The sequence below is a fragment of the Halobaculum saliterrae genome, assembly GCF_009831625.1.
In the GTDB taxonomy this organism is placed as follows: Archaea; Halobacteriota; Halobacteria; order Halobacteriales; family Haloferacaceae; genus Halobaculum; species Halobaculum saliterrae.
Genome location: NZ_WUUS01000003.1, coordinates 211,228 through 232,950 on the forward strand (window position 1 = coordinate 211,228; position 21,723 = coordinate 232,950).

Here is a 21,723-nt window from a genome sequence, read left to right on the forward strand (position 1 = left end):
CGCCGACGGACGCGGTGAGAACGAGCGGCGGCCGACCGTCAGATCCGCGGCTCAGTGTCGGCGGCGTCCTCCAGCGAGCGGTTGTGCAAGGCGTCGCCGCTGGCGGCGTCGAACAGGTGGACCGCGTCCGACGGGAACCGCGCGACGACGGACTCGCCGGCGTCGATGCGGCGCATGCCGCCGACTGTCGCGACGAACGTGTCCCTCGAGTCGGCCTCGAAGCCCAGATAGACGGCGTTCTCGTTGCCCATCGGCTCGACGACGTCGACCACCGTGTCGAACTCGTCGTCGTCGCTCGCGGGGCCGTCGGCGGTGACCTCGATGTCCTCCGGACGGACGCCGAGGGTCACGCCGTCGGCGCCCTCGACAGCCTCGCGCATGTCGGCCGTCAGCGGGTACTCGAAGCGGTCCGTGACCAGCCGGTCGCCCTCCACGGTCGCATCGAAGAAGTTCATCGCCGGCTCGCCGATGAACCCCGCGACGAAGTGGTTCGCCGGACGGTGGTAACACTCCAGCGGCGTCCCGACCTGCTGGAGCTCGCCGCCGTCGAGGATCGCGATCCGGTCGCCCATCGTCATCGCCTCCGTCTGGTCGTGCGTGACGTAGACGGTCGTCGTGCCGAGGTCCTCCTGGATGCGCTGCAGCTCCGTGCGCATCTGCGAGCGGAGCTTGGCGTCGAGGTTCGACAGCGGCTCGTCCATCAGGAACACCTCGGGCTCGCGAACGATCGCCCGCCCGAGCGCCACGCGCTGCTGTTGCCCGCCGGACAGCTCCGACGGCTTGCGGTCGAGCAGTTCCGGGATGTCGAGCAGGTCGGCCGCGTTCTCGACGCGCTCGTCGATCTCGGCGTCCGCCATGTCCGTGGACTCCTCCAGCCCGAAGGACATGTTCTCCCGGGTGGTCATGTGCGGGTACAGCGCGTACGACTGGAACACCATCGCGATGTCCCGGTCCTGCGGCTTCTGGCCCACGATGGACCGGCCGCCGAGGCGGATGTCCCCGTCGGTGACCGTCTCCAGCCCGGCGACCATCCGCAGCGTCGTCGACTTCCCGCAGCCCGACGGCCCGACGAGGACGAGGAAGTCCCCGTCCTCGATGTCGACCGTCACGTCGTCGACGGCGACGATGTCGGAGCCGTCGTCGTCAGTGAACACCTTCCGTACGTCGTCGAGTTCGAGTCGTGCCATGGTCAGAGTCCCCCGTGTGACCCGCGGGCGCGGGTCGGTCGTGATCGGTCGTGATCGGTCGATCCGACGGCACACGCCGTCGGTGTTGCGGTCGGCTCGCCGTGTGCGCTCGCGACTCGCGCCGGTCGCGTATCCGAGGCCTCCCTGCGGTCGGCCTCGCACTTCACGTGGCCACCCCCTCGGCGAACTCCTCGCCGAACATGATGTACACGATGAGCGTCGGCAGCGCGGCGATGAACGCCCCGGCCATCCGGAGCGCGAAGTCCTGTCCCTCCATCGACTCCCCGAGGCCGGCGAGGATGAGCACGACCGGGGCGGCCGGGCTCGACTCGGTGGACACGAGGATGAGCGCGAACAGGAGGTCGTTCCAGATCTGCGTGAACTGGTAGATGAGCACGACCGCGAACATCGGCGTCGAGATCGGGAAGACGATCCGGCGGTACACCCGGCGGAACGTCGCGCCGTCGAGTCGTGCCGCCTCGATCATCTCCTCGCTCACGTTCCGGTAGTACGACCGGAACAGCACCATGCAGATCGGGATGCCGTACGCGACGTGGGTGATCGTCAGCTCGACCAGCCCGGTGTACGCCTCCGGCACGCCCAGCACCCACAGCGGCGTGAGCAGTTCCTGCAGCGGCATCGCGCCCCAGAACTGCGAGAGGGGCACGAGCACCGCCTGATACGGGATGAAGATCCCGGCGACGAGCATGGTCAACACCGGCGCCTTGTACCGAGCTCGCCAGTCGGCCTGCGTCAGGCCGTAGGCGGCGAAGCTCCCGAGCAGGGCCGAGAGGATGGTCGCGGGCACCGCGTACAGCGCGCTGTTGACCATGCCGCGTCCCAGTGCCGCCATCGCGGTCTGCCACTTCTCCAGCGTGAAGAACTGCGGCGGCGGCGGCGCGAACGGGAGCGTCGAGCTGATCCCCTCGGGGTTCGTCTTGAACGCGGTGACCAGTCCCGACTCGATGGGCGTCAGGAAGAAGACGGTCATCGTCAGGATCGTGGCGTACAGCGCGACGCGGTAGCCGTCGAGCCCCGCGAGGTCGTCACGGAGCCGATCGGCGAGGCCGTCGGTTCCGCCGGCCGAGTCCGTCGGATCGGATTCGTCGTGTCGTGCGTCGCTCATAGGTTCCCCTGCTTGTACTCGTAGTAGAGGTACGGGCCGATGATCGACAGCGCCATCAGGAACAGGATGATCGCGATCGCCGACGCGTACGCCCAGTTGTTCGTGCTGTACGCCTCACGCACCATCTTGGTCGCGAGGATGTCCGCCCCGTTGGGCGGTCGGTAGCCGCTGACCAGCGAGTACAGGAAGTCGAACGCCTTCAGCGCGAACACCATCAGGACGATGGCGGCGCTGATCGTCGACCCCTTGAGCTGCGGGAGGATGACCCGCCAGTACATCTTCAGCGTCGACGCGCCGTCGACGCGGGCGGCCTCGTAGTGCTCGGTCGGGATGGCCCGCAGTCCCGCGAGGTACACGACCATCGTGTACCCGGAGAACTGCCACACGAGCGCGAACACCACGGCCCACAGGACGATCGAGGAGTTCCCGATCCAGCTGATCGGGCCGATCCCGACCGTGCCGAGGACGATGTTGACGACGCCGTTGTTGTAGTTGTACATCCACAGCCAGAACTGCGCGGTCACGACGAACGAGAGGCTCATCGGCAGCAGATAGATCGTCCGGAACGTGTTCTCGAACCGGATGTTCCGGTCGATGAGGATGGCGAGCAACAGCCCGAAGCCCAGGGCGACGGCGGTGAAGGCGACGACCAACAGGAACGTGTTGACCGTCGCGTCGATGACCGCCGAGTCGTTGATCGCCCGGACGTACATCTCGAAGTCGAGGTCCGAGTAGTCCGGGCCGATGAACCCCTGATAGTCGGTCAGCGAGATGACGAAGTTCCACGCGATGGCGCCGTAGACGAACAGCCCGACGAGCAGGAACGGCGGCAGCCAGAACGGTGCCGACTCGGTGAAGTCGTCGCCGAAGCGGTCGTTGAGTCGGTCGACGAACCCGTCGCTGCCGGCGGTGGTCCCGCCGTCAGTCACGACCGCGCCGTCGTCGAGGGCGGGGTCGTCGCCGTTCGCCTCGGTGCCGTCCTCGCCGCCGTGGCCCGCGTCGCCACTCGTCCGGGTCGCGCGGGCGACGCGCCGGAGTCGTTGTCGAACGCTCGAAAGAATGTCGCGCATGGGGACGCGGTCAGTTGGAGACGGCGTCGACGAAGCCCTGCGTGGCGGCGTCGACGTTGTACGGCCCGGAGAACTCGCTGGAGATCACGTCGTTCAGCGAGGACCGCTGGTCGGCCGTGATGCCCAGACCGTGCTGGATGTTCGGCGGGCGCTCGTCCGCGTCCGCGAAGTCCTCTGCGGTCTCCTGCAGGTACGGCCCGAACTCGGACATGTCGACGTCCGTCCGGGTCGGGATCGAGCCCTTGTACTGGTTGAACGCGACCTGCGCGGCCTCGCCGCCGACGAACTCCAGCCACGTTCGCGTGCTCTCGGGACTCGGGTTGTTCGACGGGTAGAGGAACGAGTCGAAGTGGAGGGTGTACATGCCCTCGGTGCCGGGGAACGTCTTGAAGCCCCAGTCCTCCCCGTACTCGAAGTCCTCCGCGTTTCGGTACGCGCCCGCCGCCCAGTTACCCTGGTGGATGAACGCGGCCTCGCCCTCGATGATGTTCTGGTTCGACTCCGTCAGCCCGATCGAGGCGGCGTCGTCGTTGATGTAGTTCTCGAGGATCGTCGCGAGCGACTCGAAGGCGCTCCGGACGGCGTCCTCCGAGGGGTTGCCCTCGACGAAGTTCATGTACTCGTCGTAGCCGGCCGAGCCCAGCAGCGTGACGCCGAACAGCTGCGTCGTCGTCCACGTGCCGCTCGCGCCGTGGGTCATCGGGATCTTGTCCGTCTCGCTGGCGACCGTCTCCAGCGCGTCGACGAGCGCCGAGACGCTGTTCAGCGAGTCGGGGTCGACGCCCGCCTCCTCGACGACCGAGGTGTTGTAGAACAGGCAGTTCAGGCGGTGCGAGCCCAGCGGGACGGCGCGGAACGCGCCGTTGTACTGGTGCAGGTCGACGGCCTCCTGCACGTGACTGTCGGTGAAGCCCGTCTCCTCCCAGAGGTCGGAGATGTCGCCGAGCACGCCCTCGTAGCGGGCGAGGTTGGGGCCCGGCCAGTTCGCGAACGAGCTCGGCGGGTTGTCGTTCTGCAGCCGGTTGGCGACGACCGCGTCGAGGTTCTGGTTGCCGCCCCCGCCGATGGGGTTCATGTCCAGTTCCGTGTCCGGATACTCCTCGTTGAACGCCTCCTCGAGCGCCTCGGCGGCCGTCGCGCCGTCGCCGCCGGTCCACCCGTGGAGCACCTCGACGGGGCCGCCGCCCCCGCCGCCGCCGCCCATACCGGAACAGCCCGCCAGTCCGGCCATGCCGGCCGCCCCGAGGGCGCCCGCGCTCTTCAGTACGTCTCGTCGGTTGAGTTCCGTGTCCTTCATCATCGTTCCTCCGTGCGTGGAGTCACCTCACGATACCCATAGCGAGTACTTAAGACTTGTCGATATTTACTCCGCTATGAATGAACGTCTGGTACAACTGTCGTTGTACAGTCTGAACCCCGGCGATTCGGGCCGAACGGGGGTCGCCCGCGAGGCGGCGTCAGCCCCCCTCGGTGGCTCCCTCGTCCGCCCTCGCCTCGACGGCCGAACCGGGGACCGGCTCGTCGGTTCCGGCGAGGGCGTTCAGCAGGACGACCGCCTCCGGCTTCGAGAGCGGTTCGTTCGCGTTGCCGCAGTGGGGCGACTGGACGCACGCGGGACAGCCGTCGGCGCAGTCGCAGCCGGCGATCAGCCGGGCCGTGCGCGCGAGCAGGCGGTCGGCGTCGCGGTACGACTCGCGCGTCAGGCCCACGCCGCCGGGGTGACCGTCGTAGATGAACACGGTCGACTGCTCGGTGTGCGGGTGAAACGGGGTCGAGACGCCGCCGATGTCCGCGCGGTCACACAGGAGGTCGAGCGGCATGAGCGAGATGGAGCCGTGCTCGGCGGCGTGGATGCCGCCGTTGAAGCCCGCGTCGCCCCGTCCGGCCTCGGCCGCCAGCTTCCGCATCTCCCCCTCCACGTCCGCCGGGACCGTGTAGTACAGCGCCCGCGTCCGCAGCGTCGTCTCCGGGAGGTCCAGCGCCTCCGATCCGATCGTCTCGCCCGTGGTGCCGTCCTTGCGCTCGAACCCCGTGATCTGCTCGGTGACGGTCACGTCGGCGAACCGGATCTCGGTGTCATCGCGCGCGTCGAGCGGTCGCGACCGCAGGTCTTCGTTGACGGTCACGTCCTTGTCGGTCAGCACCCGGGTGTAGTAGTCCGCCCACGTCGGTCGCAGGCGGGCCACGTCGCGGTCGAGGTCCAGCTCGTCCACCTCGTACGTCTGGCCCTGGTGGTGGTAGACCGCGCCCGGATGCGCGTCGCGCAGGGCGTCCGCGAACGACAGCGACGCGATCACGTCGTCGTTGCGAGCGTCCATGAGGTCGACCTCGCGGTCGTCGATCGTCCGGAGGCTCATCGAGTGCTGGGCGCTCCCCGGGCCGTCGTACGTCCAGCGAACGCCGCGGGAGGTGTCCATCCGTTCGAGCGTGCCGTCCTCCTCCAGCGACTCGACCACCGAGGCGAAGCCGTCGCCGAAGTGGGACTCGTCCTCGGGGCGGAGCCAGTTCTCGTCGGCCGCGCTGGCGACGTGCCCCGGCTGCAACTCGCCGTTCTCGGGGTCCACCATCGCGCGCTCGGGGTCGCCCTCGAACAGGTCGTCCGGGTTCGCCATGAGGTACTGATCGAGTTGGTCCTCGCCGCCGACCATGACGACGAGCGCGTCGTCGGTGCCCCGGCCGGCGCGACCCGCCTGCTGGAACGCCGACATCCGGGTGCCGGGGTAGCCGTCGAGGATCACCGCGTCGAGGCCGCCCACGTCGACGCCGAGTTCGAGCGCGTTGGTCGACCACACGCCGGCCACGTCCCCCGAGTGGAGTCCGGCCTCGATCTCTCGGCGGCGATCGTCCGTCAGGCTCGCCTGGTACGCCTCGATCCGTCCCGCGATCCCGTGTTCACCGCGCTGTCGAAGTTCCTTCGCGGAGTCGCTCGCGTACCGCTCGGCGGTCTGGCGCGCCCGCGTGAACACGAGCGTCTGGTACCCCTCCTGTACGAGGTCACAGAAGATCCGCTTCGTCTCGGTGTGGCTCGACCGTCGCCGCCCGGACTGCTGGTCGGCCTGCCGGCCCTCGTACTCCGGCGGGTTCCACAGCAGCCAGTGGCGCGGCCCGCGAGCGGAGGCGTCCTCGTCGACGAGCGTGAAGGTCGACTCGGGCCGGGCCGTCACGCGCGCGGCGTGCTCGACGGGGTTGCCGATGGTCGCCGAACAGCAGACGAACTGCGGGTCGGCTCCGTACCGCTCGCAGATCCGGTTCAGCCGGCGCAGCACGAGCGAAACGTGGCTCCCGAAGACGCCGCGATAGCCGTGCACCTCGTCGATGACGACCGTCTCCAGCGACCCGAAGAACCACTCCCAGTGCTTGTACGCCCACGGGAGCAGCCCGTAGTGGAGCATGTCGGGGTTCGAGAGGAGCACGGTCGGCTGGCGGTCACGCACGTCGCGCTTCTCCGACTTCGACAGGCGGCCGGTGTACTGGTCGACGGAGACGCGGGAGCCGAAGCCGAGTCCGTGTGCCAGATCCGAGAGGGTCTCCGCCTGATCGGCGATGAGCGCGTTCTGCGGCGCGAGATACAGCGTCCGGCCGCCGTGGTCCATCGCGCGCTCGAAGGCGGGGACGGTGTACGCGAGCGACTTGCCGCTGGCGGTGCGCGTCGCGAGCACCACGTCGTCGCCGTCGCGAACCGCCTCGACGGCGCGCGCCTGATGCTCGTACAGCGACTCGATCCCCTCGTCGGCGAGCGCGCTCGCGAGCCGCGGCTCCAGGTCCACGTCGGCGAGGGACGCCTCGCGACCGGGAAGGGTCCGCCGGTCGGCGATCTGTCCCTCGTAGTAGGGCCGAGAGCGGAGCCACTCGACGGTGTCGTCCACGGTGATCGTGCGTGGGGACTGGCGTGCTTACCGGTTGCGGTCGATCCGCGGTTCGGCAGCGGTCGCTCGGGTCACTCGTGCTCGCGGTCGTCGCCGTCCGCCGCCGGAAGCGTGACGTCGGCGTCGCGGGCCAGCGAGACGAGCCCGACGCCGTCGTACACGTCGACCGGCCCGGCGCGAGCGCGTCGGGTCGCGTCCGGGTCGACCTCGTCGACCGTCGCGAGCACCGCAAAGGTGAGGTCCCGCTCGTCCGCGAACGCCGCGAACTCGTCCACGTCGGCGGCGGTCACGGGCTCGCGGCGGAGGCTGACGACGGCCCGTTCGGGCGGGCCCTCCGGCCGGTCGCGGGTGAGCGACACCTCGACGGTTCCGTCGGGGGTCGCGGGGGAGGCGGCCGCCTCGAACTCCGGCCAGATCCCTCCCAACCGCTCGGCAAAGGCGGCGAACTTCCCGTCCGGAAGCGCGGCGAGCCTGTCGGCCGGATGGCGCATACGTCGCGGTACGACCGCCTCGGTCAAAAACCGCATCGGTCCCGTCCGACGCCGACGATCCGCCGGTGGTCGTGCCCGATCGCCGCCGGGTTGAATACGGCTCCCCCGTCACGGCCGGTATGGACCCGACGGCGAAGCGAGCGGCCTACGACGACCCGGTGACGCTCGCGGTTCCCGGCGGGCGGCTCACGCTCGACGCGTCGTCCGTCGACGCCGCGGCCGACGAGATCCGGCGGCAGGCGCGCGAGTACCGCGAAGGAAGCCGGACCGCCTTCGATCTCTCCGTCCGATATCCCGACGGCTTCACCGGCCGGGTGATGGGCGCGATGGCGACGATCCCGTACGGCGAGACGCGGACCTACGGCGACATCGCCGAGGACCTCGACAGCGCGCCCCAGTCGGTCGGCGCCGCCTGCGGCCGCAACCCGGTCCCACTGATCGTCCCGTGTCACCGCGTCGTCGCCGCCGAGGGGCTCGGCGGCTTCTCGGCGGAGGGCGGGCCCGAACTCAAGCGACGGCTGCTCGAACACGAGCGCAGCGACTCCGTGCAGGTCACGCTCGACGAGGCCGGCGGCGACCGCGACGGGACCGAGGGCAGCGGTCCCGACGAGGACTGCGGAGAGAACCGATGAGCGACGCGGGCACCTACACGCTGGTGTTCGCGGTTCCGGAGCCGATCGTCGTCGAGGTGGGCGCGCTCGACGTCCACAAGGTCCCGGCGGGCGGGTACGCCTACACAGGCAGCGCGCTCGGCTCCGGCGGGTTCTCGCGGATCGATCGCCACCGTCGGGTCGCCGCCGGCGAGCACGACGTCCGTCACTGGCACGTCGACTACCTGGGCGGCCACCGAGACGTGTCGCTGTCGACCGTCGAGCGCCTCGGCGGCGGCCGCGACGAGGAGTGCCGCATCGCGCGGACGCTCGCGGCGGCGGCCGCCGACGGCGACCCGGTCGACGGATTCGGCGCCTCCGACTGCGACTGCACGTCCCACCTCGCGCGGTTCGACGGGGTCGCCGCCGCGGAGGCGGCGGTGTCGACGGCGTACGACGAGATCCGAGGGGACGACGGGGCTCGGGAGTCGTGCGAACCGAACGCGCGCTGACGGAGCGCTTTTGGGCGCGGCCCCGAACCCGGCGGTATGTTCCCGCCGCTCGCGTACCTGCAGTGGATCGAGGGGCGTCCGGCCGCCGCCGAGCACGACCTCGGCTCCAGCGATCTCCGGCGGCCGCCCGACGGCGACCCCGACGACCCCGTACCGCCCCGACTCCGCGGGCGCTCCGCGCCGAGCGACGGCCGATCGCTGCGCGAGGACGTCGCCGACGAGTACGGCGTCGGCGAGGCCAACGTGCTGCTCACCGCCGGCGCGACCCACGGCGGCTTCCTCGCGTGCGCCGCGGCCGCGGCACTCGCCCGGGAGCACCACGACGATGCGCCCCGCGACGACGGCCAGACCCCCGCCGACGCCGTCGGGGGCAACGGACCACGGCCGTGTGCGCTGGTCGAGATGCCCGGCTACGAGCCGTTGGTCGAGACGCCGCGCGGCGTCGGCACCCGAGTCGCGCGCTTCCGCCGGCCCGGTCCCGAACACGGCCTCGACCCCGAACGTGTCGCGACGGCCGCTCGCGACCTCGCGGGACCGCTCGCACACGTCACGGTGACGAATCGGCACAACCCGACGGGCGCCCTGGTCGACCGCGCGACCCTCGCGGCGACGGCCGAGGTCGCGGCCGACCACGGCGGTTACCTGCTCGTCGACGAGGTGTACGCGCCGTACACGGGCGGGACTGGCGGCAACGATGCGATCGTTGGCGGCGACGTACGCGGCAGTGACGACGCCCCCGGCGACGCCTTCGGCGGGCCGACGGGCGCCGGGTTGCCGGCGACAGTCACCGTCGGGTCGCTCACGAAGTTCCACGGACTGGGCGGGCTCCGCGTCGGCTGGATAACCGGCCCCGAGGCGTTCATCGAGCGCGCGCGGCTGGTGGAGCACCACGTTCCCGCGCTCGCCGCGCCGAGCGTCGCGCTCGCGCGGCGCCTGTTCGCCGACCTCGACGACCTCGTCGCCGACGCCCGCGACCACTGCCGCCGGAACCACGAGCTGCTCGCCGGGTTCCTCGCGGACCGCGACGACCTCGGCGGGTCCGTCGAGCCCGGGTCGCCCTTCGCGTATCTGGAACACGAACGCGCCGACGGCGACGCGGTGAGCGAGGCCGCGTGGGACGCCGGCGTCCTCGTCGTCCCCGGCCGGTTCTTCGGGATGCGCGAGGGGGTCCGCGTCTCGCTGGGCCGGGCGCCCGACGACTGCGAGGCGGCGCTCGAGGCGTTCGGACGGGTGCTCGACGGGTTGTAGCCCGCGACGACGACCGGTGTGAGGGTCGGCTCCTCGGCTTCCCTTCCGCATCGTCATGCGAACGTCTGACGCATGTTTTTGTACACACAAGTCAACGAATTGTCTCAACGGGATCGTCCGGGGCGGATCCGGGGCACGGTGGACAGTCCACCCGCCACGCATCCCTCGCAGGCGATCCCGACCACGACCCCACAATGAGACGGACACCACTGCTCGAGGACGCGCGAACCGATGCCACCGGGGCGACCGACCCGACGCCCGCCGACGAACCCTCTGCCGACGCGATCGTGGACGACTCCCCCATCTCGGCGGTCGTCGGTGCAGTCGCGGCGGTGGACGACGTCGACCCGCTGAAACTGAACGCGACCCTTCAGCGGGCTGTCGACGCCGACGCGCTCGCGTCGCTCGCGCGCCACGACGGGACCGACTGGCGGCTGGAGTTCCCCGTCGGCGACCACGAGGTCGCAGTCGAGGGCGACGGCACGGTCGTCGTCGACGGCCGCGTCTTCCCGAACCGATTCTGAGCGAGTCGCGGTGTCCCGTCGACGCCGTGAGCCGCCGTACTCCGTGGGGGATCCCCTCTCACTCCGCCGTTTCCTCGTCGTCGCCGCGGTATTCGCGCCCGAACGAGTAACCCGCGACCATCGCGAGCACCGCGAACAGCCCGAGGAGGAACCCCACGGCGCGGTCCGCGAACGGGACGCCGTCGAGCGCCCCCGTGACGTACAGCGCGGCGAGGACGGTGAGAAAGCCGAACAGCGGGAGGGCGATGCGTCGGTTCATACCGTCGGCTTGGGTCGACCCCTGATAACGGTATCGCGGCGACGGCCCGACTCGGGCGCGTCACCCCGGCCGGGACTCAGCGGAGCGCCTCGGCCACCTTCTCGACGGGGTGCGGCGGATCGCCGTCGGCGCCGTCGCGCTCCGCGAGTTGCGTCCGGCACGAGGCGCCCGGCGCGGTGACCGTCTCGCCGGGGCTGTCGTCGACCTGGTCGAACAGGATCGACGCGATCGATTCGCTCATCGAGTGGTGTTCCGCCTCGTAGCCGAAGCTGCCGGCCATCCCGCAACACGTGGAGTCCAGCGGGTCGACCTCGTAGCCGGCGCGACGGAGCACGCCGACCGCGTGGTGGTCCTTCTTCGTCGCCTTCTGATGGCAGTGCCCGTGGTACGTGAGCGACCCGGAGCCGTCGAGCTCCATCCCCTCGTCGAGACGGAAGGCGTCGACGTACTCCAGCACGCCGTAGCTGTTGGCGGCGACCGTCTCGGCGGCCGCCGAGTCGTGGAGGTCGAGCAGATCCGACTGGAGCATCACCGCCTCGCTTGGTTCGACGACGACCACGTCGCGCCCGTCCGCGATGCGGGGCGCGAGGTCCTCGACCGCCGCGGCGGTTCGCTCTCGGGCCGCGTCGAGGAAGCCCATGCTGTGTGCCGGCCGGCCGGTGTCCTCCACGTCCGCGAGTTCGACGCGCACGCCCGCCGCCTCCAACATCCGGACCGCCGCCTTCCCGGCGTCGGGGTGGTTGTAGTTGGTGTACGTGTCGGGAACGAGCACGGCGACGCGCTCTGCCTCGGCCTCGGCGACCGCGGGACCGCCGCGGTCGTCGTACCACTCGCGCAGCGTCGTCCGATGGAACCGTGGGAGGTCGCGCTCGGCGGCGATGCCGAGCAGTTTCTCCCCGAGGAACCCCGAACCGGGGAGCCTCGTCGCCCAGTTCGACACGGGCGCGAGCGCCGAGCCGACCCGCGAGACGAGGTTGACGTTCGCGAACAGCCGGTCGCGGAGGCTCGCTCCCTCGCGCTCGTGACGCTCGTGCACGACCTCCGCCTTCAGCTTCGCCATGTCGACGCCGCTGGGGCAGTTCCGCTTGCAGCCCTTGCAGCCGACGCACAGGTCCATCACCTCGCTCGTGAACTCCTCGGAGAACGGGTCCGCGGGCAGGTCGCCCGACATCGCCCCCCTGAGGAGGTTCGCCCGGCCGCGAGTGCTCTGGATCTCCTCGTCGGCCGCGCGGAAGGTGGGACACATCACGCCGCCGGTCGTCGACTGCTCGCCGCGACAGCCGCCGCAGCCGTGACACAGCTCCGCCATCCCCTGGAAGCCGTTCTCGTTGTCCCAGTTCAATTCCGGCTCGAAGCCGGCGTCGAAGGCGTACTCCGGGTCGAACCGGAGGTGCTCGGTGAGGCTGTGGTCGCCGCAGACGTTTCCGGGGTTCAACAGCCAGTCGGGGTCGAACGCGGTCTTGAGGTCCCGGAAGGTCGACCAGAGGTCGTCGCCGTACAGCTTCCGGTTCCACTGAGTTCTGGCGCGGCCGTCCCCGTGCTCCCCGGAGACGCTGCCGCCGTACTTCACGACGAGATCCGAGGCGCCGTCGGCGATGCGCTCGAACTGGTCGAGGCCGTCGACGGTCTTCGTGTCGACGAGCGGTCGGATGTGGAGCACCCCGGGACCGGCGTGGGCGTAGAAGGACGCGAACGTCCCGACCTCCTCCAGCAGCGCCTGGAAGTCGGCGGCGTACTCCGCGAGGTGCTCCGGCGGCACCGCGCAGTCCTCGATGAACGAGATGTGCTTGGCGTCGGAGGTCCGGCTGAGGAGGATCGGCATCCCCGCCTTGCGCATCTTCCAGAACGTCGCGCGCCGCTCGGGGTCGTGCGCCTCCAGCGCGTGCGTGGCGAACACCTCGTCGCCCGCGTCGACGCCGTCGGCAGTTGCGGCGACTTCGGTGTCGCTTCCGGGACAGCGATCGGCGACCAGATCGGCGACCTTCTGTCGCCCCTCTTCGTCGCTCTCGGCGTAGAACTCCACGAGCAGCGTCGAGTCGGTACCCTCGGGCAACAGCCCGACCACGTCGCCGAACTCCGCCGTCTCGCGGGCGAGGTCGAGGAAGGTGTCGTCCATCACCTCGACGGCGGCGGGGTCGTGTTCGAGGATCCGGGCCACGTCCGCCATCGCGTCGAGCAGCGAGTCGTAGGTGAGCATCGCGACCGCCTTCGTCTCGGGCACGTCGACCAGCGAGACGGTCGCCTCGGTGACGATCCCGAGCGTCCCCTCGCTCCCACACATGAGCCGCGCGAGGTTCACCGTCCCCGCCTCGCCGGTGCCGCCGCCGGCCTCCGGCGCGTCGCCGGCCCACTCGCCCCGCGCCTCCTCGACGAGCACGTCGAGGTTGTACCCGGAGACGTTGCGCTTCATGTCCGGGTAGCGCGCGGTCACCTCGTCGCCCTCCTCGTCGATGACCCGGACGAGTTCCGCGTAGATCCGTTCGAGCAGTTCCCCCTCGGGGTCGGCCTCCTCGCGCATCGTCGCCACCTCGACCTCGCCGAACGTCTCGACGGACCCGTCCGCGAGGACGACCTCGCAGGACTCGACGTACGCGTCGGCCTTGCCGTACTTCAGCGAGTGCGACCCGGTGGAGTTGTTGCCGATCGCCCCGCCGATCGCGGACTTGTCGCGCCACGCCGGGTCCGGCGCGAACTTCAGACCGTGGGGGCCCGCGGCCTCGTTGAGCTCCTCGACGATGCAGCCGGCGTCGACGGTCGCCTCGCGCGCGCCGGGGTCGAGGTCGCGGATCCCGTCCATGTACCGCGTGAAGTCGAGGACGACCGCCTCGTTCACTGTCTGCCCCGCCAGCGACGTGCCGCCCCCGCGCGGGAGCACGGGGATCTCCCGCTCCGCGCAGTACTCCATCACCGCGGCGACGTCGTCGGTGGAGCGCGGAAGGACCACGCCGATGGGCGTCTGTTGATACGCCGACGCGTCGGTCGCGTACAGCTGTCGGGAGTAGGTGTCGAAGCGAACGTCGCCCTCGACGAGGCCCTCCAGGTCGGCGACGAGCCCGGGTCGGGCCACGTCCTCGGAGGCGTAGTCGTAGTCCGCGTCGCTCAGGTCCGGCCCGCCGTCGGGCGGGGACGGGAGATCGGAAGACATCGGATGGACGAAGGTGTGCGTGGGAGTCACATAAGCCCGCGGGGAAGCGATCGGCGCGCGGCGCGGTGGTCGCGGCGGCGACCGTCCGTCCGCGGACAGTTCGACCGCGGACAGTTCGATCTCGCTCGCTCGGTCCGTGCCAACGCAACACACAAGCACCGGCGTTCACAACGCCCTGCTATGACCGCAGACACACTCTCGACGTTCGTCGACGCCGTCGAGCGCCACCACGCGAGCGTCCACCGCGTCGCGCCCGACGAGGCCACGTCGACGATCGCAGATCTCGTCGACGCGCCCGCCGTGGGCGTTCCGCTCCCGGACGCGTGGGGGATCGACCTCCCCGACACGGTCGGCACGGACCCGACTCCGGCCGATCTCGACGCGGCGGCGACGGGCGTCACGGCGGGATCGCTCGCCGTCGCCGACTACGGGACCGTCGTGCTGGAGTCGGACGCCGCGGGAAGCGAGGCGGTCTCGCTGTTCCCCGAGCGCCACGTCGTGGTGGTGCGTACCGAGGACGTGGTGCCCGGGATGCGCGAGGCGATCGGCCGGCTGGGGGACCGCCTGCGCGACGGTGCGAGCGCGGTGCTCGCGACCGGCCCCTCCGCGACCGCCGACATGGGCGAACTGGTGATCGGCGCGCACGGCCCGCGCGAGGTGGACGTCGTTCTGGTGGAGTCGGCGGGGGGTGGCGAGTCCGTCGCCGGCGACGGCGACCCCGCGACGGGGGGTGCGACCGATGAGTAAGTCCGACTCCCGCGCCGAGACGGCCGCACGGATCCGCCACCTGCTCGACACCGAGGGCGACGCCGTCGCCGAGAACACCCGCGGGTTCAACCGCGGGCGGTACGAGTCGACCGGGGAGCTCGGGGACTACGAGTCGCTGAAGTCGGAGGCCCGGGCGATCAAGGAGGACGCCATCGAGCGGCTCCCCGAGCTGATCGACGACCTCCGCGAGTCGGTAGAGGCGCGCGGCGGTCACCTGTACGTCGCCGACGACGCCGCGGACGCCAACGAGTACGTCCGGGAGGTGGTCGACGGCGGCAACGTCGTCAAGAGCAAGTCGATGACGACCGAGGAGCTGGACCTGAACGAGGCGCTGGAGGCCGACGGCGCCCGCGTCACCGAGACGGACCTCGGGGAGTGGGTGATCCAGTTGGCGGAGGAGGACCCGAGCCACATCATCGGCCCCGCGATCCACAAGTCCCGCGAGGGGATCGCGGAGCTGTTCAACGAGCGGTTCGACCCCGAGGAACCGCTCGAGACGGCCGAGGAGCTCACCGCGTTCGCCCGCGAGAAACTGCTCGAAGACGTTCGCGAGGCGGACGTGGGCGTCACGGGCGCGAACTTCCTGACCGCCGACTCCGGGACGATGGCGCTCGTGACCAGCGAGGGCAACGCCCGCAAAACCGCGGTCGTCCCCGACACCCACGTCGCCGTCTCCGGCGTGGAGAAGGTGATCCCGACGATCGAGGACCTCGCGCCGTTCGTCGAGCTGATCGCCCGATCCGGGACGGGGCAGGACATCACCTCGTACGTGTCGCTGTTCACGCCGCCGGTGGCGTCGCCGCCGGTCGACTTCTCGGATCCGGACTCCGCGGTGGCCGATCCCGGAAGGGTCGCCGGCGACGGCGCGACCGAGCCCCACCCGGACCGGGAGTTCCACCTCGTGCTCGTCGACAACGGCCGGCTCGACATGCGCGAGGACGACGACCTCCGCGAGACGCTGTACTGCATCCGCTGTGGCGCGTGTTCGAACTCCTGCGGCAACTTCCAGTCCGTCGGCGGCCACGCCTTCGGCGGGGAGACGTACTCCGGCGGCATCGCGACCGGCTGGGAGGCCGGCATCGAGGGACTCGACACGGCCGCCGAGTTCAACGACCTCTGCACGGGCTGTTCGCGCTGTGTTCCGGCATGTCCCGTGGAGATCGACATCCCGTGGATCAACACCGTCGTCCGCGACCGCATCAACCGCTCCGGCGACCCGGGAGACCTCGACTTCCTCGTCGACGGGTTGACGCCCGACGAGGAGCCCGCGGGACTCGACCCCACGAAGCGCCTGTTCGGGAACTTCGAGACGCTGGCGAGGCTGGGGAGCGCGACGGCGCCGCTGTCGAACTGGGGGGCGGGCCTCGGCCCGGTCCGCGCGGCGATGGATCGCTGGCTCGGGATCGCCCCCGAGCGCGACCTGCCGACGTTCGAGCGCGAGACGCTCGTCGACTGGTTCGCGGCGCGGGGCGGCCCCCGCGTGAGCGAGTCGATGGCGCGCCGGGAGGCCGTCGTCTACCCCGACGTGTACACGAACCACGTCGCCGTCGACCGCGGGAGGGCCGCCGTCAGAACGCTCGAAGCGCTCGGCGTTCGGGTACGCGTTCCCGAGTCCGCGGCGGCCGCGAGCGGGCGCGCGCCGCTGTCGCAGGGGATGGTCGAGACGGCCCGCGAGAAGGCCGAGCGCTGTCGCGACGCGCTCCTGCCGGAGATCGACGCCGGCCGCGACGTGGTCGTGATCGAACCAAGCGACCTGGCGGCGTTCGAGCGCGAGTACGAGCGCCTCCTCCCCGCTGACGACGCCGAACGGGTCGCCGACGGGTGCTACGAGGTGCTGGAGTACGTGTTCGGCCTGCTGGAGAACGGCGCGGACCCCGGGGGGCTGGCGGCGGGCGACGGCGAGCCCGTGGCGTACCACGCTCACTGCCAGCAGCGGACGCTGGATCTGGAGGCACACACGGTCGCCGTGCTGGAGCGGCTCGGCTACGAGGTGACGACCTCAGAGACGGAGTGTTGCGGCATGGCGGGGAGCTTCGGCTACAAGTCCCAGTACTACGAGCTGTCGATGGACGTGGGCGAGCCGCTCGTCGAGCAGTTCGGCGACGCCGACCGCGTGCTCGCCTCCGGCACCTCCTGCGGCGAACAACTGGACGCCCTGCTCGGGTCGCCCGCCGAGCACCCGATCGAGGCGATCGCGCCCGCCGACGGGTAGTCGTCGGACCGGGTCGGGCCGGTATCGCGGGCGACGTCCGTCCCACCGTCCATGGGGGCCAGTTCTCGCCATCCACGGGGCCTCAGCCCCACCGTCCACCGGGCGTGAGTTCTCTCCCGTCGGAGGCGTCCGCCCTGTGTCTGACGTGTGTAACCCCGCGAGGAACGATTTTAAGACCCGCCCCACCGATTCCCGGGACATGAACGCAGACGCGGCGCCGCAGGAGATCACGTCTCTCGTGGGGAGGGAGGTCTACTCCAACAACGGCGTGTTCGTGGGGGAAGTCGAGGACGTCCGCCTCGACCTGGACGCGCAGGCGGTCACCGGACTCGCGCTGGTACAGCTCAGCGACGAACTGTTCGCGAGCCGGGTCGAGTCCGGGAAGGGCGTGATGATCCCGTATCGCTGGGTGCGCGCCGTCGGCGACGTGATCCTCATCAACGACACCATCGAGCGCCTCAAGGACGAGACGAGCGAGGAGGCGGTCGCGTAGGTGCACGCCACCGGGATCGACGCGCTCGACCGACGCCTCGGCGGCGGGGTCCCCGTCGGGTCGCTGACCGCGTTGGTCGCCCCGGTGGGATCGAGCGCCGAGCTCCTCCTCGAGGCGGCCGCCGATCCGAGCGACACCCTCGTCGTCTCGCTGAACCGTCCAGCCTCGGCGGTCGCCGAGCGCTATCCCGACGGGGCGGCAGTGGTCGAGCGCGACCCGGCGTCGCTGGCGGCGGCTCCCGCGGAGACGTTCGCCGCGCTGCCGGACGGCGGGACGCTCGTCGTGACCCCGACGCTCGGGCTCGAGGAGTTGGCGCCGGACGACCTCCGTCGGATACTCGAGGCGGCCGAGACCGCCGTCGGCGACGCCGACGCCGCGGGCTTCCTCCACTGTCCGGAGCCGGCGACCGACCCGGCCGGCCGGACGCGAGCGCTCGCTCGGGTCGACGGCGTCTGGGTGCTGGACGTGCGGACGACCACGCTGTCGATCGAGAACCGACTGTACGTCACGAAGGTCCGCGGAGGCACCGCGCTCGATGAACCCCTGAAGCTGAAACTCACCGACGGCGTCTCCGTCGACACGAGCAGGGACATCGCCTGAGCGGTGATCGACCGCGCTCGCTCGCCACGGCGACGGCGCTGTCGGCAGGGTCCGTCGAGAACGCGGGGGACCGCGACACGGTGCCGCGGTGGTCGGGTCCACGATACCGGTGAGTCGCCCGTACTGTGATCGATCGGCTGTGCGGTGGTTCCGACCCGGCTACCTGTTCGCCGGGCGGGCTGTGCTGCGGGGTCGGACCCGCGGGTCCGGTTTTCGGCCGGTCGTCGCCGTCACGCTCGAACCGTTCGTGTGTCCTCGTTCGATGGCGACCACCTCTCATGTGGTACTATGTGACACACCGTATAAATCACTTCTGCCGCCACCGGCGACGGCGGGATCGATCGCCGACGGACCGTCGATGGACCACTGGCGTGTAGTCGATCGACTGAACGATGTCCGAGGGACGGCGGGGACGGCGAGAACGGTGGCGGCTCGAACTGTCTGCGGTCGGGTCGGGTCGCTACGTGCCGTTGGACGACTCGCTCGATCCGGACCCGCTCTCGACCCCCATCGCGTCGAACAGCTTCTTCCGGACTGCCTCCTCCGAGAGCGCGAGCAGCGTGTCGCGGTTCGACTCGGTCGTCTCGATCCCCGTGAACAGTCCGAGGGGGATCTCGGCGGTGCCCTGTTTCGCGTGGCCGACCGCCTCGCCGACGTCGGAGAAGCCGTCGCGAAGGACGTTTCCGATGTTGATCCGGATGTCCTTCGAGCGCGCCGCCAGGGTGATGGTGTCGTCGACGATACCGAAGACGGCGGAGGTGGTGATCCCCTCGAGGTTGAGCAACTGCTGGGCCGCCTGCGCGAGCGCCTCCCGGTCGCGGACGAAGCCGGCGTTGGAGATGAGATGGCTGCCGTGGACCTCGCGGTTCTGGATCGCCTCCGCGAGCACGTCCAGCGTCTCGGGGCTCATGCTCGGGGACTCGACGTCCTCGAGGGTGTCGTGGTTGGCGAACGGATGGAGGTACGCCGCGGCCGTCAGGTCCGCGGGCGTGGTGTCGCGCTTGAAGTCGACCGTCTCCGCGCGGATGCCGTACAACAGCGCGGTCGCGACCGTCTCGTTCGGCGAGAGGTCGAACTCCTGGAGGTACTTCGTGAGGATCGTCGAGGTCGCCGAGACGTTCTTGCGGATGTCGGTGAACGCGGCGTCGATGACCGCCTCGGGTTCGTCGTGGTCGATGTACACGTCCACGTCGGCGTCGATCTCCTTGCCGCCGGTTTCCGCGTAGTCGACGAGCGCGAGCGCGCCGTACTCCGAGAGCGGCTGTGCCTCGTCGCGTGCGAGGAGGTCGATCCCGAGCGTGTTGACGAACGCACGGTTCTCCTGGTGGCCGATCTCGCCGTCGTAGAGGATGTCCGCCTCGACGCCGTACTCGGCGGCGATCGCCGCGAGCGCGACCGCGGCGGCGATGGAGTCGGGGTCCGGGTTGTCGTGAGCCAGCACCGCGAGCGTCCCGGTGGTCCCGCGGAGGATGTCCGCGAGCTGTCTGGCCTTGTACTCCAGTTCGCCGGACTCGAGCGACCGGAGCGCGGAGTCGGCGATGACGGTCGAGGGGTTGATCACGACGTCCGCGCCGAGGTCGGCGAGTTCGTCCTCACTGACGGGGTCGGACGCGCGGACGACGACGTACTGGTCGCCGCCGCGGTCGCGGATGGCCCGCACGGCGTCCTTGTTGGCGTCGACGTCCGACGAGAGGATGAGGATCACGTCGCGGTCGGCGACCGCCTCGACGACGTCGTCCTCGGAGATGTCCTGCTGCTGGGCGTTCAGGTCCTGATCGCGCAGGGCCTCGACGCGGGCCTCGTCCTTGTCGAGGATCAGCACGTCCTTCTCCTCGAGGGTCAACGCGTCGGCGACCGCGTGGCCGACGCTCCCGCAGCCGAGAATGGCGTACGTCGACATCGACGAGACGGTGACGCCGGTACTCATGTGGAGCGAAATCCGGACGGACGACACTTAAGCGGTGATGTTCGCCTCTCCGCCGCCGTCGGTGAAACGGAAGGCCTTTTAGCGTACCCTCGCATTCGTGAGACGCAAGGGCTTGTAGCTCAGTCAGGGAGAGCGACGGACTCTTAATCCGTCGGTCGGGGGTTCAACTCCCTCCAAGCCCGCTTTTCGAGGCGCACTGTGACGAGAACGGTGAGCGGAGCGAACCGTTCGAGGAACCGCGCCGACTCTCGGTCGTCCGAGAGAGTTGAGGCAGGGAGTCGCGCGCAGCGAACGGAGCGAGCGAGCACGTCCGACCGTGGTCCAAGTCCCTCCAAGCCCGGACTCTCGCGACGCGAAGGCCGGCGGAACTCGTTCGACGGTCATTTGACCGCCGACGCGAAGCCGGAAACGTGACCGACTCCTCCGCCTCGCGTCTGCAGTTCTGGACGCTGTATCTCTCGCGGTTCGCCGGCGGCTTCGGGAGCATCGCGCTCATCATCGTCCTCCCGAAGATCGCGACCGACCTCGGCATCGACGGCGTCGCGTTCGGGCTCCTGTACACCGCATACACGCTCGCACAGACCGCCGCGGTCGTCCCACTCGCGTGGGCCGGCGACCGCTACGACAAGCGGATCGTCCTTCTCGGCACCCTCGCGATCGGGGTCGCGACCTACGGCGCGTTCAGCGTCGTCACCGACAACGCGGGGCTGCTCGCCGTCCGAGGAATGCAGGGGATCGTCTTCACCGGGATGGGGCTCATGACGCTGGGGCTCGTCGGCCAACTCGCGACCAAGGGAACCCGTGCGAGCCGGATCGGGCGGGCCAACGCCGCCTCGTTCGCGGCGTCGATCCTCGGCGGACTCTCGGCGGGCGGACTCTACGACTACTTCGACGGCTCGCGGGAGCTGTTCCTCATCATCACCGGACTGTACGTGATCACCTTCCTCTCGACGGCGCTGTTGCTCTCGGCCGACGAGACCCGAGTCGAGGGGTTCCCGTTCGCCGACCTCGCGCTCAACCGCCGGATCCTCACGCTGACTTCCTTCCGGGCGCAGTACTCGGTCGCGGTCACGCTCGTCCGTAACTGGATCCCCGTGTTCGCCGGCTACGCCGCCGCCAGCGGCGGACTGGCGATGCCCGCGTTCGCGGTCTCCGTGATCACGGTCTCCGAGAAGTTCACGAACATGCTGCTGCAGCCGTACACCGGCCGCCTCTCGGACGCCAGGGGGCGCGCGCTGTTCGTCTTCGTCGGCGGCGGCGCCTACGGCGTCGTCGCGGTGCTGGTCCCGTTCACGCCGGCCCTCGGCGAGGCGCTCGGACTGCCGTCGGCGCTGCCGTATCTCGGCGCCGTCTCCGCCGCGTTCCTGCCGCTGCTGCTGTTGAACGCGGGGCTCGGGATCGCCGACAGCTTCCGCGAACCCGCGAGCATGGCGCTGTTTGCCGACGAGGGGAGCGACGGCGACGGGGTGGCCTCCAGCTTCGGGATCCGGGAACTCGTGTGGCGTCCCGGGTCGGTGATCGGGCCGGTCGCGGCCGGGTGGCTGATGGGTTCCGTCGGGATGGAGTGGGTGTTCTTCGTCGGTGGCGGGTTCGCGGTACTCGGGGCGCTCACGTTCCTCGGCGTGCTCAGGCGGTACCACGGGACGAGCGCCCTCGCCGAGTGGTAGCCGGGCCACCCGCGACACGGTCCCGATCGGTGCTGTCC

General features: G+C 70.3%; 18 protein-coding genes and 1 tRNA gene. 10 read left to right on the forward strand and 9 right to left on the reverse strand.

Annotated elements, in window-relative coordinates:
• Window positions 1-38 precede the first annotated feature (38 nt).
• The 6 genes from GRX01_RS05870 to GRX01_RS05895 form a co-directional block, all read right to left on the reverse strand.
• The gene (locus GRX01_RS05870; protein WP_159664432.1) at window positions 39-1,187 is read right to left on the reverse strand and encodes an ABC transporter ATP-binding protein; all 1,149 of its coding nucleotides are present in this window, start codon (window positions 1,185-1,187) and stop codon (window positions 39-41) included.
• A 163-nt stretch (window positions 1,188-1,350) separates the two neighbouring features.
• Complete coding sequence (locus GRX01_RS05875) at window positions 1,351-2,313, reverse strand: carbohydrate ABC transporter permease (protein ID WP_159664434.1); 963 nt, start codon at window positions 2,311-2,313, stop codon at window positions 1,351-1,353.
• A complete protein-coding gene (locus GRX01_RS05880; RefSeq protein ID WP_159664436.1) occupies window positions 2,310-3,383 on the reverse strand; it encodes a carbohydrate ABC transporter permease in 1,074 nt (357 codons plus the stop codon). The genes GRX01_RS05875 and GRX01_RS05880 overlap by 4 nt, the downstream gene beginning before the upstream one ends.
• A 10-nt stretch (window positions 3,384-3,393) precedes the next feature.
• Window positions 3,394-4,683 (reverse strand): ABC transporter substrate-binding protein, encoded by a 1,290-nt coding sequence (locus GRX01_RS05885; protein ID WP_159664438.1) that lies wholly within the window; start codon window positions 4,681-4,683, stop codon window positions 3,394-3,396.
• A 157-nt stretch (window positions 4,684-4,840) separates the two neighbouring features.
• Complete coding sequence (locus GRX01_RS05890) at window positions 4,841-7,249, reverse strand: DEAD/DEAH box helicase (protein WP_321167929.1); 2,409 nt, start codon at window positions 7,247-7,249, stop codon at window positions 4,841-4,843.
• 71 nt (window positions 7,250-7,320) lie between these two features.
• A complete protein-coding gene (locus GRX01_RS05895) occupies window positions 7,321-7,740 on the reverse strand; it encodes a restriction endonuclease (RefSeq protein WP_159664440.1) in 420 nt (139 codons plus the stop codon).
• Between the two features lie 119 nt (window positions 7,741-7,859).
• On the opposite strand from GRX01_RS05895, the gene GRX01_RS05900 reads away from it, so the two are divergent.
• From GRX01_RS05900 to GRX01_RS05915, 4 genes are all read left to right on the forward strand, one after another.
• A complete protein-coding gene (locus tag GRX01_RS05900; protein ID WP_159664442.1) occupies window positions 7,860-8,372 on the forward strand; it encodes a methylated-DNA--[protein]-cysteine S-methyltransferase in 513 nt (170 codons plus the stop codon).
• On the forward strand, window positions 8,369-8,842 hold the full coding sequence (locus GRX01_RS05905) for a GIY-YIG nuclease family protein (protein ID WP_159664444.1): 474 nt from the start codon (window positions 8,369-8,371) through the stop codon (window positions 8,840-8,842). Before GRX01_RS05900 ends, GRX01_RS05905 begins: the two co-directional genes overlap by 4 nt.
• A 36-nt stretch (window positions 8,843-8,878) precedes the next feature.
• Window positions 8,879-10,090 carry a pyridoxal phosphate-dependent aminotransferase gene (locus GRX01_RS05910; RefSeq protein ID WP_159664446.1) on the forward strand — a complete coding sequence of 404 codons (1,212 nt, stop codon included), beginning with the start codon at window positions 8,879-8,881 and terminating at the stop codon, window positions 10,088-10,090.
• A 194-nt stretch (window positions 10,091-10,284) separates the two neighbouring features.
• Window positions 10,285-10,614 (forward strand): HalOD1 output domain-containing protein, encoded by a 330-nt coding sequence (locus tag GRX01_RS05915; protein WP_159664448.1) that lies wholly within the window; start codon window positions 10,285-10,287, stop codon window positions 10,612-10,614.
• A gap of 58 nt (window positions 10,615-10,672) precedes the next feature.
• Here the strand turns inward: GRX01_RS05915 and GRX01_RS05920 are convergent, their stop codons facing one another.
• A complete protein-coding gene (locus tag GRX01_RS05920) occupies window positions 10,673-10,873 on the reverse strand; it encodes a hypothetical protein (protein WP_159664450.1) in 201 nt (66 codons plus the stop codon).
• Window positions 10,874-10,949: 76 nt separating this feature from the next.
• The gene (locus GRX01_RS05925; RefSeq protein ID WP_159664452.1) at window positions 10,950-14,018 is read right to left on the reverse strand and encodes an FAD-binding and (Fe-S)-binding domain-containing protein; all 3,069 of its coding nucleotides are present in this window, start codon (window positions 14,016-14,018) and stop codon (window positions 10,950-10,952) included.
• Window positions 14,019-14,198: 180 nt separating this feature from the next.
• Here GRX01_RS05925 and GRX01_RS05930 point away from each other — a divergent pair, with 180 nt between their 5' ends.
• From GRX01_RS05930 to GRX01_RS05945, 4 genes are all read left to right on the forward strand, one after another.
• Window positions 14,199-14,765, forward strand: coding sequence for an LUD domain-containing protein (locus tag GRX01_RS05930; protein WP_159664454.1), 567 nt, complete (start codon window positions 14,199-14,201; stop codon window positions 14,763-14,765).
• Entirely contained in the window at window positions 14,758-16,998 is a 2,241-nt protein-coding gene (locus GRX01_RS05935; RefSeq protein WP_159664456.1) for an LUD domain-containing protein, read from the forward strand. The genes GRX01_RS05930 and GRX01_RS05935 overlap by 8 nt, the downstream gene beginning before the upstream one ends.
• A gap of 199 nt (window positions 16,999-17,197) precedes the next feature.
• A complete protein-coding gene (locus tag GRX01_RS05940; protein ID WP_159664458.1) occupies window positions 17,198-17,491 on the forward strand; it encodes a PRC-barrel domain-containing protein in 294 nt (97 codons plus the stop codon).
• Window positions 17,492-18,091: a DUF7125 family protein gene (locus GRX01_RS05945; RefSeq protein ID WP_159664478.1), complete on the forward strand. Its 600-nt coding sequence runs from the start codon at window positions 17,492-17,494 to the stop codon at window positions 18,089-18,091.
• Between the two features lie 460 nt (window positions 18,092-18,551).
• Here GRX01_RS05945 and GRX01_RS05950 read toward each other — a convergent pair whose 3' ends face one another.
• Window positions 18,552-20,018 (reverse strand): DHH family phosphoesterase, encoded by a 1,467-nt coding sequence (locus GRX01_RS05950; RefSeq protein WP_159664480.1) that lies wholly within the window; start codon window positions 20,016-20,018, stop codon window positions 18,552-18,554.
• Between the two features lie 108 nt (window positions 20,019-20,126).
• On the opposite strand from GRX01_RS05950, the gene GRX01_RS05955 reads away from it, so the two are divergent.
• Both GRX01_RS05955 and GRX01_RS05960 read left to right on the forward strand, forming a co-directional pair.
• A tRNA-Lys gene (locus GRX01_RS05955) sits at window positions 20,127-20,200 on the forward strand.
• A gap of 228 nt (window positions 20,201-20,428) precedes the next feature.
• Window positions 20,429-21,685, forward strand: a complete 1,257-nt coding sequence (locus GRX01_RS05960; protein WP_321167930.1) for an MFS transporter — start codon at window positions 20,429-20,431, stop codon at window positions 21,683-21,685.
• The last annotated feature ends 38 nt before the right edge of the window (window positions 21,686-21,723 follow it).

What these genes read in the sequence shown, in the direction of transcription:
- GRX01_RS05870 (WP_159664432.1), bottom strand. Translation starts at nt 1,187, where the DNA reads ATGGCACGACTCGAACTCGACGACGTACGGAAGGTGTTCACTGACGAC.
- GRX01_RS05875 (WP_159664434.1), bottom strand. Translation starts at nt 2,313, where the DNA reads ATGAGCGACGCACGACACGACGAATCCGATCCGACGGACTCGGCCGGC.
- GRX01_RS05880 (WP_159664436.1), bottom strand. Translation starts at nt 3,383, where the DNA reads ATGCGCGACATTCTTTCGAGCGTTCGACAACGACTCCGGCGCGTCGCC.
- GRX01_RS05885 (WP_159664438.1), bottom strand. Translation starts at nt 4,683, where the DNA reads ATGATGAAGGACACGGAACTCAACCGACGAGACGTACTGAAGAGCGCG.
- GRX01_RS05895 (WP_159664440.1), bottom strand. Translation starts at nt 7,740, where the DNA reads ATGCGCCATCCGGCCGACAGGCTCGCCGCGCTTCCGGACGGGAAGTTC.
- GRX01_RS05900 (WP_159664442.1), top strand. Translation starts at nt 7,860, where the DNA reads ATGGACCCGACGGCGAAGCGAGCGGCCTACGACGACCCGGTGACGCTC.
- GRX01_RS05905 (WP_159664444.1), top strand. Translation starts at nt 8,369, where the DNA reads ATGAGCGACGCGGGCACCTACACGCTGGTGTTCGCGGTTCCGGAGCCG.
- GRX01_RS05910 (WP_159664446.1), top strand. Translation starts at nt 8,879, where the DNA reads ATGTTCCCGCCGCTCGCGTACCTGCAGTGGATCGAGGGGCGTCCGGCC.
- GRX01_RS05915 (WP_159664448.1), top strand. Translation starts at nt 10,285, where the DNA reads ATGAGACGGACACCACTGCTCGAGGACGCGCGAACCGATGCCACCGGG.
- GRX01_RS05920 (WP_159664450.1), bottom strand. Translation starts at nt 10,873, where the DNA reads ATGAACCGACGCATCGCCCTCCCGCTGTTCGGCTTTCTCACCGTCCTC.
- GRX01_RS05925 (WP_159664452.1), bottom strand. Translation starts at nt 14,018, where the DNA reads ATGTCTTCCGATCTCCCGTCCCCGCCCGACGGCGGGCCGGACCTGAGC.
- GRX01_RS05930 (WP_159664454.1), top strand. Translation starts at nt 14,199, where the DNA reads ATGACCGCAGACACACTCTCGACGTTCGTCGACGCCGTCGAGCGCCAC.
- GRX01_RS05935 (WP_159664456.1), top strand. Translation starts at nt 14,758, where the DNA reads ATGAGTAAGTCCGACTCCCGCGCCGAGACGGCCGCACGGATCCGCCAC.
- GRX01_RS05940 (WP_159664458.1), top strand. Translation starts at nt 17,198, where the DNA reads ATGAACGCAGACGCGGCGCCGCAGGAGATCACGTCTCTCGTGGGGAGG.
- GRX01_RS05950 (WP_159664480.1), bottom strand. Translation starts at nt 20,018, where the DNA reads ATGAGTACCGGCGTCACCGTCTCGTCGATGTCGACGTACGCCATTCTC.